The organism is Clostridium sp. OF09-36, from assembly GCF_003481985.1.
GTDB lineage: Bacteria > Bacillota > Clostridia > Lachnospirales > Lachnospiraceae > Brotaphodocola.
In genome coordinates this window covers 38448-55561 of record NZ_QUMD01000022.1, presented here as the reverse complement: position 1 = coordinate 55561, position 17114 = coordinate 38448, and the positions used below count along the sequence as shown (strand labels likewise).

The window sequence follows — 17114 nt, the reverse complement described above, 5'->3', positions numbered from 1 at the left end:
ATCGGATGCTATTTTCTGAACCAGTTCTTTTAGATAAGTCTCAATCTCTGCCGATAAAATCTTCCTGCGATATTTCACAGACCACACCACATGGTAGTTGATATTGTATACACAAGTTCTTGAATGTATTAATTTTTCTTTCATACACATAGTATACTATCATACAGAAGGAAACGCAAGCAAAATCGAACAGACTTTCGATTTTGCTTGCGTTTCAGACGCTTTCATCTCGGCAATTGAATAACCGAGGATTCCCGCTTGTTATCCTAAAATACCGCAGGAACAAACAAAATCCATTTCGGTTCACGCGATGCGCAGACAGAAACGGATTTTGCCAATAACTAACTACATATGATAGGGCGCAAGGTTTTGCGCTACGGTCGGACATCCATAATCCAGTTCTGGGTTGTGGATGTTTTTTATTGCACTTCCATACAGAAAGTACATCCGTGGTACATCCGCTGATTTTGCGCCAGTACACACAGAAAGGACATCTGATTCTTATGAAAAACGAACTTTTTGAAACAACGCCGGTTCCAAAAGCGTATCTCACGCTCGCATTTCCGGTCGTACTCAGTATGATGGTCTCTCTCATCTACAACATGGTAGATACCTACTTCATTGCACTCACCGGCAAACAGGACCTGGTGGCCGGTGTTTCCCTGGCTGTTCCCGTATTCACGCTGATGATCGCCTTCGGAGATATCTTCGGACTTGGCGGAAGCTCCATCATCTCCAGACTGCTTGGCGAAAAAAACGAAACTGCCGCAAAAAAAGCCAGTGCGTTCTGCATCTGGACTTCCATTGGTTTTGGACTTCTGGTGACGCTCATCCATCCAGGAAATCCACATTTCCGGGACCATGGCGCGGGATATTTTCACGATCGGCATTCCTGCTTCCATCACCAACCTGATGCAGAGCTTCATGGTCATGATGACCAACCATTTCCTGCTTGCTTACGGTACCGATAAGATTACAGCTATGGGTATCGCCCTGAAATCCAACATGATCACTGCGCTGATCCTGGTCGGCTTTGCCTTTGGCGGTCAGTCAGTCGGAAATGCCCTCGGCGCATTCCTTTTATCCGTATGCCGCCAGGGTGTGCTGTACGCCGCTTTCCTGTTTCTTCTCTCTAATCTGTTTGGATACCACGGTGTCCTGTTGTCGCAGGCATGCGCAGACCTGGCAACCGTGGTGATGGCGGTGTGCATTATACGGAATTTATTCAAAAAATGATGAAACCTGCATCTGATGCTTCATCGTCCGAAACAAATGCGTGCAAATGATAACCCCCACCATGATTGACAGATAATCCGCCGTCGGCTGCGCATAAATCACACCATCCAGCCCAAACAGATGATTCAAAATAAAAATCAGCGGAATAAAAATCAGTCCCTGGCGGCAGACCGTAAGGATGAGGGAAGGCAGCGCCTTTCCCATGCCCTGGATCGTATTGATGCACAGGAACAAAATTCCGATGAACGGGGCGGAAAGCTGCAGCGCAATGACCATCCGGATACCATATTCCACGACTTCTGCGTCGTTGATGAAGACCTGGATCAGGGACTTTCTTGCAATGAGCATAAACAGGGTCAAAATAACTCCCATAACCACTGAAACGGCGCCGGTAAATTTGAATACCTGCATCAGGCGCTTCTTATTTCCAGAGCCGTAATTGTAACCGATCAACGGCTGGATTCCCACACAAAGTCCGATCTGCAACAGCACTACCAGCATATTCGACTTCATTGCCACGCCCATTGCCGCAACCGGCGTATCGCCATAGCCGACCAACGCCTGATTCAAGATGATGTTCGCAAAGCTCATCAGAATGTTATTCAAAGAAGCCGGAATACCGATTGCCGCAACCGCTACGGCGATTCCATCTCCCATCTTAAAATCTTTCAGATGAATGGACAGCATCGATTTGCCGCGCACATAGTAGGCAATATAAAACAGGCAAGCCGCAATGTTTCCGATCACCGTTGCAAGCGCTGCCCCGGAGACACCCCAGCCAAGCCCCAGGATCATAACCGGATCCAGAATAATATTTACAACCGTTCCAAGCAGGTTCCCGATCATGGATTCCCTGGATGCACCTTCGCCGCGCAAGATATTCGCAAATGCGGTCGAAAACATGATGGTCGGCGCACCAACAGCAATGATTGTCAGATACTGTCTTGCAAAATCAATGGTATTCGCGCTTGCACCGATCAGACGCAGAATCTTTTCCATACAAAGCACGGAAACTGCTGCCACAATGACGCCAAGTCCCAACGAACCATAACAGCAGAAGGAACTAATATGCCATGCACGGTCCTTTCTCCGTTCTCCCAGCGCTCTTGAAATTGCCGAGCTTCCGCCAATTCCAAACAAATGTCCCAGTGCCATAAAGATCATAAATACCGGCGTAGCCAGTGACACGGCTGCTACCTGAAGCGGATCTTTTGTCTGTCCGATGAAAAATGTATCCGCCATGTTGTAAATAACCACAACCAGCATGGAAATCATCGTTGGAATCGCCATCGTCGCCACGGCCTTCGGCACCGGGGCATTTTCAAATAAATCTGTGTTTGCTTTCACTGTCTTTTCTCCTTTTCCTGCGTACCTTCCTTTTCGGAACGTTTCTTCCCAAAATCTTTATGCCGACGTTCCTATTCTTAACGACATTATGCTTATTGTAGTATTATTCTCATGTGGACGTCAAGTAGATATGAATTAGCTTGCAAAATAGAAACCAGACATCTCGTGTTTGTCAAACGTACTTTTGCTGTCTATCTCACCATTCAAAATCCTGTCTAATGTAGGGCGAGATATATCGACTTTTCAAAAAAACGATCCCTATACCTTTTGATTGACATAGGGATCGTTTTTTGTCTCAAGTCTGATTAGAATCAGCATTGACAATGAAGCCGCAGCTTTCTCTACATTTTTTGTTTCCTAAGCAGCATTTTCCGAATTTTCATCCATGATAATGAAATAATATGGAACTTCCATAACCGTCCGCACAGTTCCATCTCCTGCATTTCCATTTTCTGTTCTGGAAACTGTAATGATCAGACAATAGCTTCCCTCAGAGAGCTTAGTCGGATAAGTACTATTGTTTGTATCCAGCGTTCCCCATATTTCCTCATTACTATTCTTTTCCAAATCTCCTGTTTTAGGACTCTCAATCACAAGAATCGGTCGTTTTCCATATAGAGAAGACTGTGTGTTCTGCGTTGCTGCATACTTCGCAGTTAATTTTGATGAAGTTTTGGAAAAATCTACCACAAAGCGATAGCTTTCCGGAATCTGACCCGCATTTCCAGAACTTGTGGAAACTCCATAGGTTTCTTTTTTACTTCCCATCCTGCAGAAGTCCGAAAGTTTTATGGAAGAAAGTCCATCTGATGTTTCTGGTTTGTAATACCAGAAATTGCTCAAAGAATTGTCCGGCTTCACGCGTTGCCGCAATGACTGCATTTGCCTTAACGCCACTAATCGTAACTTTAATATTCAGATTTGATGTCACCCCTGTATTCGGTGTAAAATCCAGTTGATAAAGATCTCCTTTCTGCTCTTCCGTTGACTTGTATGTAAACATACAGGTTCCGGTTTCTGATGCTGATGAATCCAACGGTGCTGTCATGGTGACCTGGTATTGTCCTGCCAGTTTCGGATTTCCGTTTACGGATGTATAGGCGTCATTCGTTCCTGCTTTTCTCCATTCATACTGAATGTCCGGTATTGCCTGACTCCAGGTATCTCCGCTATAACGCAATGTTACCGGATGTTCCTTTTTATCATAAACCTGATCGACAGTCTGAAGCGTAACTTCAGCAGTATGTGCTCCACAGCTACAGGTCTGAATAAGACCGGTTTCATTTTTGTTGATGCGATAGGTTAAATTAGCTGCATTGTGTTCACATTTGCTCCATTGTGCATACAGTTTGATTGTTGCTCCATTTTCCTGAGACAATCCGTCCTGGCCACTCTCTGCCGTATTGTAAGATTTTCCCGTTCCATCCATTTTTGTGTCCATCCCTGGAAACGGTAACCGGTACACAAATATTGATTTTCTGGAACCGTATAGACTTCGCCTACCGTACACGGCTAATTTGGCATAGTACCGGAATAAGTAACCCCAAGCGGAACATTCGGATAATACATCACCGTATACATGCTTCTGACCCAGATTGCAATCTGTTCCGGTAAAATTTTCATTGTATTGAACTTTATATTCAATATTATTACCTTTTTCCTGGCTACGATGATCAAGATAATGATTATTATCCGTACTTTGAATATCAACCGTGATCTGACCATGGAAATATGGGTTTTTCATGGTTCCATATACATCCACTGATCCACCTTGCACCATGACAGATCCTTTCATGTCAATATTTCCGCCAGTTTCTGAACCTATGCTCACATCACCGCCTTCGACCTTCAGACCATTGCTCTTTACATCCTTGGCTTTATTTCCTGTTTCTTTCAAACAGAAAAACTGGAATGTAGAACCCGGACTATTCAGATAAAAAGCGCCTCCAGAAATTCCAGCCTGGTTTCCGCTGATTACCGGACAGGAACTATGATCATGGCTTTCGAATTCGTCAGCACCGTACTGAAACGCAGTAAATGTTCTTTTGTTTAAATCCAACTTTGGATGAACATCCGCTGTCCCAATCTGCACCGTGATGTTATGGTCCGATCCGCTTTGTGCCGCCATGCCTCCACCAGAAGTATGTGCGTGATTCGATTCGATTGCACCGCTCAGCATAACAACTTTTTCATTTGCGTTTTCTGCATTGACGTAAATACCACCGCCCGCGCCACCGGAAGCTTTATTATCTGTAATGTTTCCATGATACATGAGAACATTACCATCTTTTACAAAAATACCTCCCCCATTGATCCTGGCCGCATTATATGCAATGCTTCCCTCCTCATCCTATTCTTTCATTATACATATGTCTTATATAGTAGTTAATTACCCGTTTTATGATGCTGTTGCTTTCTTTTATAATTGCTATAATAGTGATATTATCATTTTTTCGACCGTTTCATCTTTTATTCTACTTTTCTTGCAAAGGAGTTTACCACCTATGGGTAAGAGCAAAATCATTTCATTTGACAACCGCGATCGTTTTACCGACCTTGGCCTGACGATTGCCGCAATCCGCAAATCGCAGGGTATGTCCCAGGAACAGCTTGCTGAGAAGGCAAACATCAGCCGTTCTTATCTAAGTGCTATTGAAGCTCCTAATGTAATACAATCTTTTTCGGTAGAAATTTTATACAATATCGCTGACGCCCTGCACGTCAAGCCGGGCGACCTGTTGAACACGCAGTTTCCAAATATTCATATTCCAAAATAAACAAATTCAAAGAAAGAAGCGAAGAAAATCCTGTCATTGCTTATCAGGATCTTCTTCGCTTCTTCTTTTTGGTAATGTTTACGGTAATGTAACCACATCATCAAACCATTACCGTTTTATTCGTTTGTAATGATAAAATAATAAGGAACCTCCATAATCGTACGGATGCTTTCTCCTTCTGTTTTTGATGCAGTAATCTTCAGACAATAGCTTCCCGCTTCCTGTCCGTTTAATGAAAAATCATTTGTTTCCCCGGACGTGTCCAGTTCCTGCCGGAACGCAGTGTTGGTATACTCGCTGCTGTTCTCGTTTTGCTTCCAGATCGTTGCTTCTACTTTATCAACATTGGCATATGTAACCGGAAGCTTTAATACACCATTTTGCGGATACAAGCGCTTTTCTGTTTCAACCTTCACAGATGGAAGTGCCGTCGCATTCCGGACCAGCGTTAACCCGCCCTGTTCTGCAAGCAATTTTCCTTTGAAAGAAGCATCGGTATCTGCAGAGGCTGATGCATACAGCTTTGCCGTTACATTTTGATAGGCTTGCCGCTGAAAATAATAGGTATCTGATACCAGCCGCAGCGTGAGTGATCTTGTATCGGAATTTTTTGAAATTTCATCAATCGGCACCAGAAACTCTCCGTTCTCGTTTTGCGGATATAGCGTAGTGTCTCCTCCGTTTTTCTGAACCTCAAGTCTCATATCCCTAGGAATCGGTGCTGCATCTGCCCGGTCCCCTGAAACAGCGATCACAAGTCCCAATGTACGCCCTGTCCACATTGGAAGATCTGACGGCGAAATATGGTAAGCAGCCGTCAGATTCAGACTGTTCCATTCGTCAGAAGTGTCCAAACCGGCCGTATTGTCTGTTTCCAGAGTAAACCGGCCTCCGGCGTTCTTCATTACAGTTACTGTTTCCCACAGATCCGGGATAACCGTTTCTGTGTCACCCGATGCTGCATCCAATGGATTACCGTTATTTTCTGCTTTCGTAAATGCGAACACCAGATTCCACGCCGTTCCGGTATTTTCCAGTCCAGCTCCGGCTGTCTGTGTTTCCACAGCATTGGTAAAATCTACAACAAAACGATACTCCTGTTTTCTTCCGGTCAGATCAGAATAGCTGGAATCCGGCGAACTGCTATCTGCTCCCATTTTCTGAAATGCACTTAATTTTAAAATGCTTTCTGCTGCAAGTTCCTGTCCTGTTTTATAATACCAATAATCCTGGTCTGTATTTTGCCCTGTTTTCAGTGTCTGCATGATGATCGTAGTCCCCGCCGGAACAGCTGAGCCAAATTTCAGATAAGGTTCCCCATATTCTCCGGCTTGCCGGTTGCTTACACCGAACTGCGCCGTGAAAACAGAGTCCGCTCCGATGATCAAGGCATCTGAAGCATCTATCCATCGAAATCATCAAAATAGGGACCGGCTGCCCGTTTTACCGTTATCCCGGCATTCGGAAGTACACCTGTAACCGATATTTCTACCTCCAGCTGTGATACCTGGCTGGTTGCCGGAAGTTCCAGATAATAAAGGTCTCCCGCTTCACCGGTTCCTGCCTCATATTTCTGAAATAACACACCAGAACCACTTTCCGCAATGTTATCCTTCACGGAACACTGGAACTTGTTTTTGTGATATCCTTCATCGATCTTCACACGGTACCATTTTCGATGACTGCCAGAATCAGCAGGATAACCGGATGGTGCTTCCGAAGGTTCCACAGTAACACCCTGGTCCATAGTAAAATGTATCTGTGCATTACTGCTTGTGTAGAATCCGGCATCCAATGCCCCGGAAGCCAGATAGTTATCTGTTTCCCCGTAATATGCAGAGATCCGGCAATAAACTTCCGGTGGAAGTCCTCCTTCAATATAAATCTGGTTTGCTTCTTGCTGTTCTCCACTTTTCTGGGTTATCTTTTTCGTGACTCCGTTCGCAGTATATTCCAGTTCATAAACCGGAACGCTGTGATATTCATCGGTTTCTGGCTCTGTTCCAACCGCGATCGCATCAATCACCAGTTTTTTTCCTGCTGTGTCATAAGCATATTTCAGTGTTCCTTCCGCTGCTTCCTGCTTTGCCTTTTCGATCCGGTAATTGATCCAGATATTCTGGCGGTCTTCCGTACCTGCACCTGGTCCAGCCTCAATTTCCGCCCGGTACTGTCCTGCTTTTTGCGGCAGTCCGCCAGAAGTCAATGGCTGAAATACTTCTGTACTGTTCAACGGCCTCCAGGAATAGGCAACATTCGGTTCTGCGCCGCTCCATTCATCGCCCTTGCAGCTGGTTTTTACCGGATGGTTATTTTTATCATAAGTCACATTCACTGCCTCCATGATCATTTCCGCAGTGTGCGCCCCGCAGCTGCAGGTCTGGATCAGGCCTTTTTTTGTTTCATTGATCCGGTATGTTTGTTTTTCCGAAGGATGCAGACATACACTCCACTGTGCATACAGATTGATCGTTGCACCGTTTTCCTGTGACAGTCCATTCCCAACCTGGGTCCTATCGGAATAGGCCGTACCACTTCCATCCCTTTTGGTATTCCAGGAATCAAACTGGTAACCGGTACACCGGTACACATTTTCCGGAAGTGTCAGTGTATCACCGACAGTACATGGCAGATTTTCCATCATACCGGAATAAGTAACACCTAAAGGAATATTCGGATGAAATACAACGGTATACATGTTTCTTTGCCAGATTGCGTAAAGCGTTAACGTCGGATTATCCTGGGATATCCCCGTTTCTTCCAGGGCAGTTCCTGTACTATAGCTTTTTCCGCTTCCGTCTTTTTTTGTATTCCACCCCTGGATGGTCCACCCTCCATGCCCGAATAAGGAAGCTGCGACTGTTTTTCCGGCAAGCTCTGAATATTGCCTCGTGATATAAAGACCGGTTGGTTCTGTTCCGGTTCCGGTGAAATTTTCCATATAGATTACCCGGTAAACTACGTTTCCGGCATCCTGGACACGGTTATCGACATATCCCTTCTGGCTGTCTACCGTGATCCGGTTTTCAAAATAAGGGTTTTTCATGCTTCCGGAAATGGTTACGGTACCACCTTCGATCAGCATGGAACCAGTCACGGCCACATTTCCCCTGGCAGCGTCTTTGCTATCTTTGGTATAGCTTTCATCTCCGATCTTCACGGTTCCGCCTTCTACTTTTAACGCATCGCTGCGCGATTCTCCCGTAGCTTTATTTCCGGTTTCATGCAAACAGTAAAACGCGATCACAGAATTGCTGCTGCCATTCACATAAAACGCACCGCCGGAAGTTCCTGCTGTATTATCTGCGATCACAGGGCAGGATGTATGGTGATGTGTTGAATATGCCGTACGATCATATGCAATATCAAATCCTTCAAATTTTCTTTTTCCTGAATGACCATCCGCATCCAATTCCAGACCGGCATGCTCCTGGCATGTTCCCAGCACAATATTTGCTTTCTGCGACGTACTTAAAACGGCGATTGCTCCGCCGGATGTGTGGGATGTGTTATTGCTGATCGTTCCGCTCAAAATGGTTACATCGGCTTCTTTCTGGTCTGCATTTACATAAATGCCACCACCTTCACCACCGGATGTTTTATTATGCACGATACTGCCGTCATACATCAGGACATTGCCGTCTTTGACCGCGATTCCTCCCCCCTGCATCCTTGCCGTGTTATATGCAATGGTTCCTCCATCCAGCGTAACCGATCCGCCAGATACATAAACACCGCCTCCGCTCTGGCTGGCCGCATTGGTCCCATTTTCCGATCCGATCGCACCGCCTGACATCTGAAAGTCGCCTTCCAGGACCGCAACGCCACCACCATAAGCTGCTTTGTTTCCGGTTATCGTGATGTTCCCGCTGTTTTGCAAGAAAGAACCATAACGGATACAAACAGCTCCGCCATTTCCTGATGCTGTATTCCCAGACAAGATAACCGTTCCTTTGCAGTTTTCCCTTAATCCAAAGCTTGCATCTTTCCTGCCTTCTGTTCCTGCAATATAAATCCCCGCTCCATTTGCGGCATTGTTTCCGGTAATATTTACTGCTGCAACCGGATTTAGTGTGACATTCTGCTTATCAATATAAATGCCTCCGCCATTTCCTGACGCTGTATTCCCAGACAAGGTTCCACAATTTAAATCCGGGGTTCCTCCTGCCAGGTATACCCCTGCGCCATTTTCCGCATGGTTCCCGGAAATGGCTGTTGCCCGGACAGTAGCCTCATCCCCCATCAGGTCACCCATCGAAAATGTTCCGCTTTGCAAATAAGCTCCACCGCCATTTTGCTTCGCCGTATTATTTTCAACCATTCCACCAGATACGGTCAGACTTCCGTCTGCCAGGTACACACCAGCACCATCCCGTTCCGACTGGTTATTTCTGACATAACCACCATAAATGCTTACGGTTCCCTCTTCCAGATAAACAGCTCCTCCGCAGCCAGAAGTCTTTGTAGCAGTATCATTCGCTGCAGATATCTTTGCAATACAGTTTTCGATCGCAGCATTGCCCGACAGCGTAAATGATCCGGACTTCATGTATACAGCTCCACCCAATACACCTGCCGCATTTTTGATCGTGCCGCCGCTTATTGAAACCGTTCCATTTGCATCGTCCAGATAAACCGCTCCGCCATTTTCCTGTGCCCGCTCATACCCTGCGCTACTTAGATCCCGGTTATCAATGGTCCCTCCTGTCATTTCAAAAGAACATTTTTTATCTTTATCCCTGTTTGCCAGAACAAACTGTCCCTGGATTTCGCCACCGGTAATCTTAGCAGTCGCGAAGCCGATCGCTCCGCTCCCATTTTTTCCGCCGCCGATGGTTCCGGTTTTAATGCTTCCTCCAGCGATCACGATGCCTGCTTCTTCTGTTCCTTTCACATCTGTACTGGTTTTCGTTACAGCTCCGGGCGTACCATTTTCACTGTCTCCGCCACCAATGGATGCGCAGTCCAGTTTTCCTCCGGTGATCGTCACAGAGGCATCTCCTCCTGCTCCATTTTCAGCAGAACCTCCGCCAATCTTACCGCCATTGCAGTTTACGGTACCACCGGAAATCTCCACTATCGCCGATCCGCCCTTTGCAGTTCCCCTGCTTCCGCCACCACCAATACCAAACGCTCCTAATACATTGGCAGATGACGGGTCGTACTTATTGGTAACATTGGAATAATTTACACATTCCACATATGCTTCTTCACTGATCCTGATATTTGCGGAACCGCCAGCGGCACTTTTGCTGGTACCTCCTCCAAGTGCATTGGTCAATACATAACTGTTTCCGCTAATGGTAATATCCGCCTGCGCCGCAGTTCCATCGTAGCTGTTGCCGCTGCCGATCGCATTTCCATAACGGGCATAGGCAGTTACGCGGCTGTCTCCTGAAATTTCAACAACTGCTGCATTTCCTTCCATCTGTTTCGAACTTCCGCTGCCGATCGCCACACCGCCATAGTCCGTTTCATTTCTTGTAAAATAACCATAATTTTCTGCGTATACAGTACCTCCGGTGATCGTTACCTTGCCATTACCTCCACGCTGCTCCCAACCGATCCCACCGCCGATCGCCGCACCGGTTCCACAGCAGATCGCTGTAATGTCGCCACCTGTGATTGTAACTTCCCCATCCGCATTTGCGCCACCACCAATCGCAGTCGCACAGTTATTTTTTGACGTTATCACACAGATTGTTCCGCCTGAGATCGTTAGTCCGGTCGTACCCTTGCTTCCACCCTGCCAAAATCCGCCAATCCCTGCTTCCGCCCATCCGGCTCCTGCAGAACCACCATTCGAATCATCTGATACATAATCCTTTAATTCCGCATCAGACTCCATTTTTTTCGGTATATAAAGTTCACCGTCTGTACTTCCTGGGCTTGCATAACTATCGATGGTCAGACTCGAATTCACATTATTATTTTCTAGTTTTTCACCGCCTGTCCCATAACCGATACGTTTTACCTGGTTCGTTCCACGAAGCTGCAGCAAAATTTTTTTGGTCGCACCTTTCGGAGCATTGATGTTAATCATCTTGTCTGTGTTGATCCCATCTAGGATAACCGTCCGTTCTTCCGTAAAATTTCCCGTTGCAGTAACTCCCTTATCGGCTTTTGTGGTTGCATTACTTTGCGCGATCCGGTATTTTGCATTATTCTTCCCAAAGGATACCTCAACATTCCTTCCATCCTGACGTGTTCCTGCTAAAGAATCCGGATTTATCGTGACATTGCCCTTCGCCAGATCCACTGTTGCCACATTGCTGACTGCAATATAATTTCCTAACCCATACGTAAGAAATGCCACCTTGCCTTCCTCTTGCACAAATGGCTGCCCCAGGCTTTCTAAAGATGCGGGCTGCCCATCCTTGTCATTCTGGATTTTATAAATTTCTACCGAGTCATCATCAGACATCACACCGCGATCAGACACTGTAATCTCACAGACTCCCGGTGACGGGTTTTCAGAGGCAGTTACCGCTGTAATGCTGTATGCAAACATAACCGTTTTATCTCCTGTATACAATGCTTCCTCAGCATTGTTTAACAGAGCAACGTTCAATGGTCCCGGATCCTGGCCATCACCTTGGAGCGTTACCGGTCCGTTCTTTCCATCCATATTGTAAGTCCAGGTCACATTCCCTAATTGAAGTTCTGACATCCTTGCAGATCCGATAAAATAAGAAAATCCTTCCGTCAGGAAACTGACACTTCCATCTGCTTCCACCTCGCCTGATATACTGCCCGGCGTCTGCATACTTCCATCTGCTTCCACTTTCACATGGCTGATCAGCAAATCTTCATGGTACTCATCCTTTGCATGTAATATCTTAACCTTCACCGGCTGCTCGGGCTGGTATTCTTTCCCATCTACCAAAGTGTAATATCATACGCAAAGGTAATGTCACCTTCCGGAAGCTGCAGCTTACCAAGAATTTCTTCTGATAATGTTTCCACCGTTACCGTGGTATCTTTTGGCAGGATTCCTGTAACAGCCACAAGCTGCTCCGGGTCCTGGACCGTAATGACAGCATCCGGATCACTCATATCCAGCCCAGCATAAACTGCCAGTTTTTTCATAGTAAATCTGACCCGGCCTTCTTTATCCATCATAAAGTCCAACGACTGTGGCTCTGATTCAGACTGGTCTATCTGGAGCAGCTTCAATTTGCCGCCCAGCAGCTCTGTATTATCGATCTGGACAGTTAGCGCATACTCTGGTTCATAACGTTTTCCATGCAGCCAAAGAGAAATATCATACGCAAACACAGGGCGTCCACTATTCAGCTCTACCTCTTCCAATCCACAGTCCTGAAGTTCTTCCTCCGTGATCGCTTGCGCTTTCAGGCTGGTGCCAATTGGGAGTTTTCCGCTGACCATGACTGGTTCGCTGTCATCTTCCAAGGTCAGCTGGTCGTATTCTTCTGCATTCGACGGGCTTGCGTTTGATACCGTCGCATTCGATCCACTCGCAAGTGCCCACTCCTCATCTTTCTCCCCGGTATTGTCTGGTGTGTGCTTTGCATTGGATGGACTTGCATCACTCCAAAAGTCCTTTTCTTCATCCGGAATGGCACGCACTCCGGAAATCTGATTCGATAAAAGTACACTTTCTAACAGGCAGACGATCAAAACGACCGCACCGATCTGTCTCCATTGTCTTTTTTTCTTTAAAATATCAATGAGCCGCTTCATTCATTCGTCACCTCCCCAACTGTTACTACATCGTTTAATACAGTAGCTGTATAACTTTTTTCCGCATTGGATTTAAAAAAGCGGAATACATGAGAGGCATTGGAGCCAAGCGCTACTGAAACAGATTGGTTTTCACCAGAATTTCCTGTTCCTGTCTGCATATTTTCCAGAAAGGAATCTGTATTATCCGGAATCAGCCCGGCAGCATGATTGATTAAACGTATCGTCTTTGTTTTATCTGCGGTCCACACCGTTACCTCAATATAGTTTCCATGGTCGCTGACCGATGCCTGAAGTTCTGCATTTTTCTGCTGCACACGGATGGTTGCAGTCAGGGTCTTCGTGTAAGGCGCCGTGGCTGTGGCTGTTACCGTATAAGTTTTTCCCTGTTCCAGACCGGAAATGGTGACGGTTTTATCGTTTGTTTGATCACCTGTCTGATCACCGTGGCCTTTTCCTGCTACAATTTGCCCGCTAAGATTGATCCCGTTTCCGGATGTCTCCGAAGCGTTTCCATTCTCTTCTTTCCATGTAATGTTATAGTCGACCGCTACCTCAGAATACCTTAGCTGATCCTCATGATTCATCAGATGAAAGGTAAGGGTCGCGCTTGTCGTTCCATCCTCAGCTACGTCCAATGCCGGAATTTCATGCACACCTCCATCCAGTACATCACTGGAAAAGTAAAATTCTTTGGCAGTTACAGCATCATTGTATTGCGATGTCTGTATATATTTTGCATATACTATAAAAGCACCAAAAGCCAGAATGCATACCACCGTCAGTGGCATACGCACTCTGGCAATCCGGTTCCATAATTTTGCCGCATACTCTTGCTTTTTCTTTTGTTTCCCCATATATCTTCATCCCCTAATCTGCCTGAACTGCCTTAAATGTAATGCTGACCAAATCTGTTTTTCCCGCATAAGATGCGTCTTTCACATTCTCATCCCAACTGATGCACGCGTAATAAATATGTTTTTGAGGCGAATCTGCATTCGTTGCAGCTTCGATCACGGCACTTCCATCCGGTAATTCTTTTTTATTTTCATCAGTCATGGAAACTTTTAATGGTATGGTTTTATATTTTCCCTCGCCACTTAACTGACAGGAAATTGTTACTTCACTTTTATTGATTACCTCTACCTTATAATAAAGCTTTTCTCCCGGTGCGATCTGGCTGCGATCCCGGTTTCCTGTTCCCATCCACCTTGGTCTGTCACCTCAAACTTCGCTACCCGCGCCATGGAACTTCCAGTCGCCGTTGACACATACTTCGCATATGTTCCACATAAAGCCCAGGAGGTGAGCAGCACCATCGACGCCAGGATCACAAACAGATGACCGGGCCATCCCTGTTTTTTCCCATTCTTTTTCATATACTCCCTCCCATCTGCCTTTTACCTTCCTTATCCTTTCGTGTTCCCATCATCCTGCTTTAACCGCTGGATCTCCTCTTTGAGTTTCTCCAGTTCTGCCGCACCGGCATCGCTCTGTTTGCGGAACGATACCTCGGTCAAAAAGACCGTGCAAAGAAAAGCTGCCATCAGTCCGGCCGGTGTTTTTAAAATGCGAAACCAGGTTCCCACAAATGGGATGCTTCCCACGGAGATGCCTTTGATCTGGCTGACTGCAAAGGGCTCGTCCGGGGCGTTGTTTGCATCGCCCTGAGTCGTTACCGTCTCACCATTCATGTCGATAATGCGGTGTACCACCAGACTTCGTCCGCTCTGATACACTACGATATCGCCAGTCTGGTAATGGTCCATTTTTTTCACGATCAGCAAGTCTCCCGCTGAATAGGTTGGCTCCATACTGCCGGAAAGTACGACCGCCGCACCGTAGCCGAACGGCATCGGAAGCGGATCGCCCATGACTCTTCCGGCATTGACGAAATAGATCTGCAGACCCATCAGCAGTCCAAGCAAAGCCAGAACCAGTCTGCGGATCCAGATGCTCCGGCTGAGTGCTGTTTTGCTGTTTGCCATTTTGCTTTCTGCCTGCCCTGTTTCTGTCATATGGTATTTCCTTCCTGCTTTGTTTTTTTGTCTGTCGTTTATCTTTTGCCGTTTTTTCTTATTGCTCTACATGGATCACCAGTTTCAGCTTATGGCTTCGCTCTACGCTGGTAGCGAGGCTTGTGTCATATGCATCTGATGTCTGGCTGCTTCCGGCACTGTCGTTTCTTTCGTAATGCCAGCGCCAGCGAATGCTGTAGTTACATTCTGGTTCGGCTGCAGGGTCACGGAAAATGCTTTTAACTGCGCCGCATTCTTCCACTCCCCGCTGATTTCCTTTCCAGTTTCATCCAGAATCTTGTATTCTAACGGAAGCGTTCCGCCATTTCTGCTGTTGGCTTCTTCTTCCACGCTAATCGTCATGTAGGTAATCGTCTTCATGGTATTGCGGATGTAAAAATCGTACCGCCCCTCAATGCCCGGATATAAGGTCTCATAAACCTGATTGCCGCTCGGATCGGTGAAAAGATCGATCGTTGCCATCTGTTTCCAGAGCTTTCCGGTTTTAACATCACCGATTTCTACGGAACCGGTTTCCCCGGTTGGTTTTGGCGGTGTTGGATTGCCCGAATCACCGGAGTCTCCAGAGTTTCCAGAATCATCCGAACCGCCGGAATTGCCAGAGTTTCCGGAACCTCCAGAATTTTCTGACCCATCGGCATTACCAGAACCGCCGGAGCTTCCTGAGGCACCAGAAGTTCCTGTACTGCCAGAATTGGCTGAACCATTGGAATTTCCTGCGCTGCCGGAATTTCCAGTAGCCCCGGAACCTGCTTCGGAACCTTCGGATCGCTCTGGATCACCAGTCTGCCCTTGGTTTGCAGCAGCTTCCATCCCACTGTTACCTCTCATACGGGTTTCATCCATAACTCCGATATTCTTACTTCCCGCATCTCCATTCCCGATCAGGTCACTGTCGGTTTCCCGGATCAGGTAAGCATTATTCCCGTAATCCGGGATATTTAAGATGGAATCATCCGCCATCGACGCTGTCTGGTCCGGCCGGAGAACGATGCCGTTTGGAAGTGTAATCTGCTGATTGCTCCGGTCAAGCTTTGTCTGATCCTCCAGCACAACATTTCCATCCGGATCCAGTGTAACTCCATCTGGAAGGGACGGAAGGCTTGCCAGCTTTGCACCCGGCGGAAGATAAATCTGCTCCGGCAACAGGATTCCGCCATTCGCCAAAGCGATGGTTCCGTCCTGCAGCATATAGTGTCCCGATGCAAAGACCGCCGCTTCGCCCTCTTTCACCTGCACACTGGCCGATGAAGTAAGCACGCGTCCCTGCGTCAGAGCTGCGGTTGTCTGGTCCGCCTCCATCTTTAATATCTGCTCCTGCTCGTCCAGCTCCAGATTCACATCCAACAGGATCGTGTTGATCGGGATTTCAAACTGAATCTGCTGATTCAGCTCCGTCATTTTTACATATTGGAGAGACGGGTCTTCGTGTTCTTCAATCTGGAACTTCATCGATGCTTTCTCATTCCCGGAAGCATCCAGTACAGCAATCTGATGCTCGCCATGCTCCACATCGTAGAAAAAGAAAGAACCATCCTTTCCTGTCACCGTGGTTTTTGGCGTACTGTGAAGCTCTACGGTATGATCACTGCACGGAGTACCATTTGTGTAGCGGACCACTCCGTAAAGCGATAAGATTGTTTTATTTTCTTCCTCCGGCTCAACCTTAATGGTCTGCCGGTTTGGCTCTGCCTGCTCCCTGGCCTGTTTTCCGAGGTGGTAGATGAGGCCGCAGGAAGACATGAGGATCAGAAGAAATAAGATAACGGCCAACAGCAAGATGCGTCGGTTTTTATTCTTTTGAATTTTCTTTGGATTTTGGCGATCCGGTTGTATTTTCATAGGCTTCCCTGCTTTCCTGGGTACAGTTTACGTCAATCCCTATCTCACCCATTCTGCTATATCATTTCTTCGCTTGTCGATTTTTCAGATTGCTTTCTGGAAAATCGATAAAGGAAGAAGTGAAGATTGTTTCTTCGATTTTTTTGATACAAGCCCCGGTCACGACGGG

Annotated in this window: 15 protein-coding genes; 3 read left to right on the top strand and 12 right to left on the bottom strand. The window is 46.6% G+C overall.

Features of this window, described 5'->3' with window-relative positions:
• A partial coding sequence (locus tag DXA97_RS14770) for a transposase (RefSeq protein ID WP_182436867.1) occupies positions 1–144 on the bottom strand: 144 nt, incomplete at its 3' end.
• A 359-nt stretch (positions 145–503) separates the two neighbouring features.
• On the opposite strand from DXA97_RS14770, the gene DXA97_RS21080 reads away from it, so the two are divergent.
• Positions 504–971, top strand: a complete 468-nt coding sequence (locus DXA97_RS21080; protein ID WP_243107694.1) for an MATE family efflux transporter — start codon at positions 504–506, stop codon at positions 969–971.
• Positions 931–1236 (top strand): hypothetical protein, encoded by a 306-nt coding sequence (locus tag DXA97_RS21075; protein WP_243107693.1) that lies wholly within the window; start codon positions 931–933, stop codon positions 1234–1236. The genes DXA97_RS21080 and DXA97_RS21075 overlap by 41 nt, the downstream gene beginning before the upstream one ends.
• Here DXA97_RS21075 and DXA97_RS14760 read toward each other — a convergent pair.
• From DXA97_RS14760 to DXA97_RS14750, 3 genes are all read right to left on the bottom strand, one after another.
• The gene (locus tag DXA97_RS14760; protein ID WP_118720941.1) at positions 1222–2583 is read right to left on the bottom strand and encodes an MATE family efflux transporter; all 1362 of its coding nucleotides are present in this window, start codon (positions 2581–2583) and stop codon (positions 1222–1224) included. The genes DXA97_RS21075 and DXA97_RS14760 overlap by 15 nt on opposite strands.
• 357 nt (positions 2584–2940) lie before the next feature.
• Positions 2941–3351: a hypothetical protein gene (locus tag DXA97_RS14755; protein ID WP_118720940.1), complete on the bottom strand. Its 411-nt coding sequence runs from the start codon at positions 3349–3351 to the stop codon at positions 2941–2943.
• Positions 3341–4855: a hypothetical protein gene (locus DXA97_RS14750; protein ID WP_118720939.1), complete on the bottom strand. Its 1515-nt coding sequence runs from the start codon at positions 4853–4855 to the stop codon at positions 3341–3343. The genes DXA97_RS14755 and DXA97_RS14750 overlap by 11 nt, the downstream gene beginning before the upstream one ends.
• A gap of 232 nt (positions 4856–5087) precedes the next feature.
• On the opposite strand from DXA97_RS14750, the gene DXA97_RS14745 reads away from it, so the two are divergent.
• The gene (locus DXA97_RS14745) at positions 5088–5360 is read left to right on the top strand and encodes a helix-turn-helix transcriptional regulator (protein ID WP_118720938.1); all 273 of its coding nucleotides are present in this window, start codon (positions 5088–5090) and stop codon (positions 5358–5360) included.
• Between the two features lie 116 nt (positions 5361–5476).
• Here the strand turns inward: DXA97_RS14745 and DXA97_RS14740 are convergent, their stop codons facing one another.
• The 8 genes from DXA97_RS14740 to DXA97_RS14710 all read right to left on the bottom strand — a co-directional run bounded on the left by DXA97_RS14740 (position 5477) and on the right by DXA97_RS14710 (position 16945).
• Complete coding sequence (locus DXA97_RS14740; protein WP_118720937.1) at positions 5477–6748, bottom strand: hypothetical protein; 1272 nt, start codon at positions 6746–6748, stop codon at positions 5477–5479.
• A 14-nt stretch (positions 6749–6762) separates the two neighbouring features.
• Positions 6763–12246, bottom strand: a complete 5484-nt coding sequence (locus DXA97_RS14735) for an InlB B-repeat-containing protein (protein WP_118720936.1) — start codon at positions 12244–12246, stop codon at positions 6763–6765.
• Positions 12240–13064, bottom strand: a complete 825-nt coding sequence (locus DXA97_RS14730) for a hypothetical protein (RefSeq protein ID WP_118720935.1) — start codon at positions 13062–13064, stop codon at positions 12240–12242. The genes DXA97_RS14735 and DXA97_RS14730 overlap by 7 nt, the downstream gene beginning before the upstream one ends.
• The gene (locus DXA97_RS14725; RefSeq protein WP_118720934.1) at positions 13061–13921 is read right to left on the bottom strand and encodes a hypothetical protein; all 861 of its coding nucleotides are present in this window, start codon (positions 13919–13921) and stop codon (positions 13061–13063) included. The genes DXA97_RS14730 and DXA97_RS14725 overlap by 4 nt, the downstream gene beginning before the upstream one ends.
• A gap of 13 nt (positions 13922–13934) precedes the next feature.
• Positions 13935–14270 (bottom strand): hypothetical protein, encoded by a 336-nt coding sequence (locus tag DXA97_RS14720; RefSeq protein WP_118720933.1) that lies wholly within the window; start codon positions 14268–14270, stop codon positions 13935–13937.
• Positions 14207–14443 carry a hypothetical protein gene (locus tag DXA97_RS19925; RefSeq protein ID WP_147355578.1) on the bottom strand — a complete coding sequence of 79 codons (237 nt, stop codon included), beginning with the start codon at positions 14441–14443 and terminating at the stop codon, positions 14207–14209. Before DXA97_RS19925 ends, DXA97_RS14720 begins: the two co-directional genes overlap by 64 nt.
• 30 nt (positions 14444–14473) lie before the next feature.
• Entirely contained in the window at positions 14474–15082 is a 609-nt protein-coding gene (locus tag DXA97_RS14715; protein WP_118720932.1) for a signal peptidase I, read from the bottom strand.
• Between the two features lie 102 nt (positions 15083–15184).
• On the bottom strand, positions 15185–16945 hold the full coding sequence (locus DXA97_RS14710; RefSeq protein ID WP_118720931.1) for a hypothetical protein: 1761 nt from the start codon (positions 16943–16945) through the stop codon (positions 15185–15187).
• Between the last annotated feature and the right edge of the window lie 169 nt (positions 16946–17114).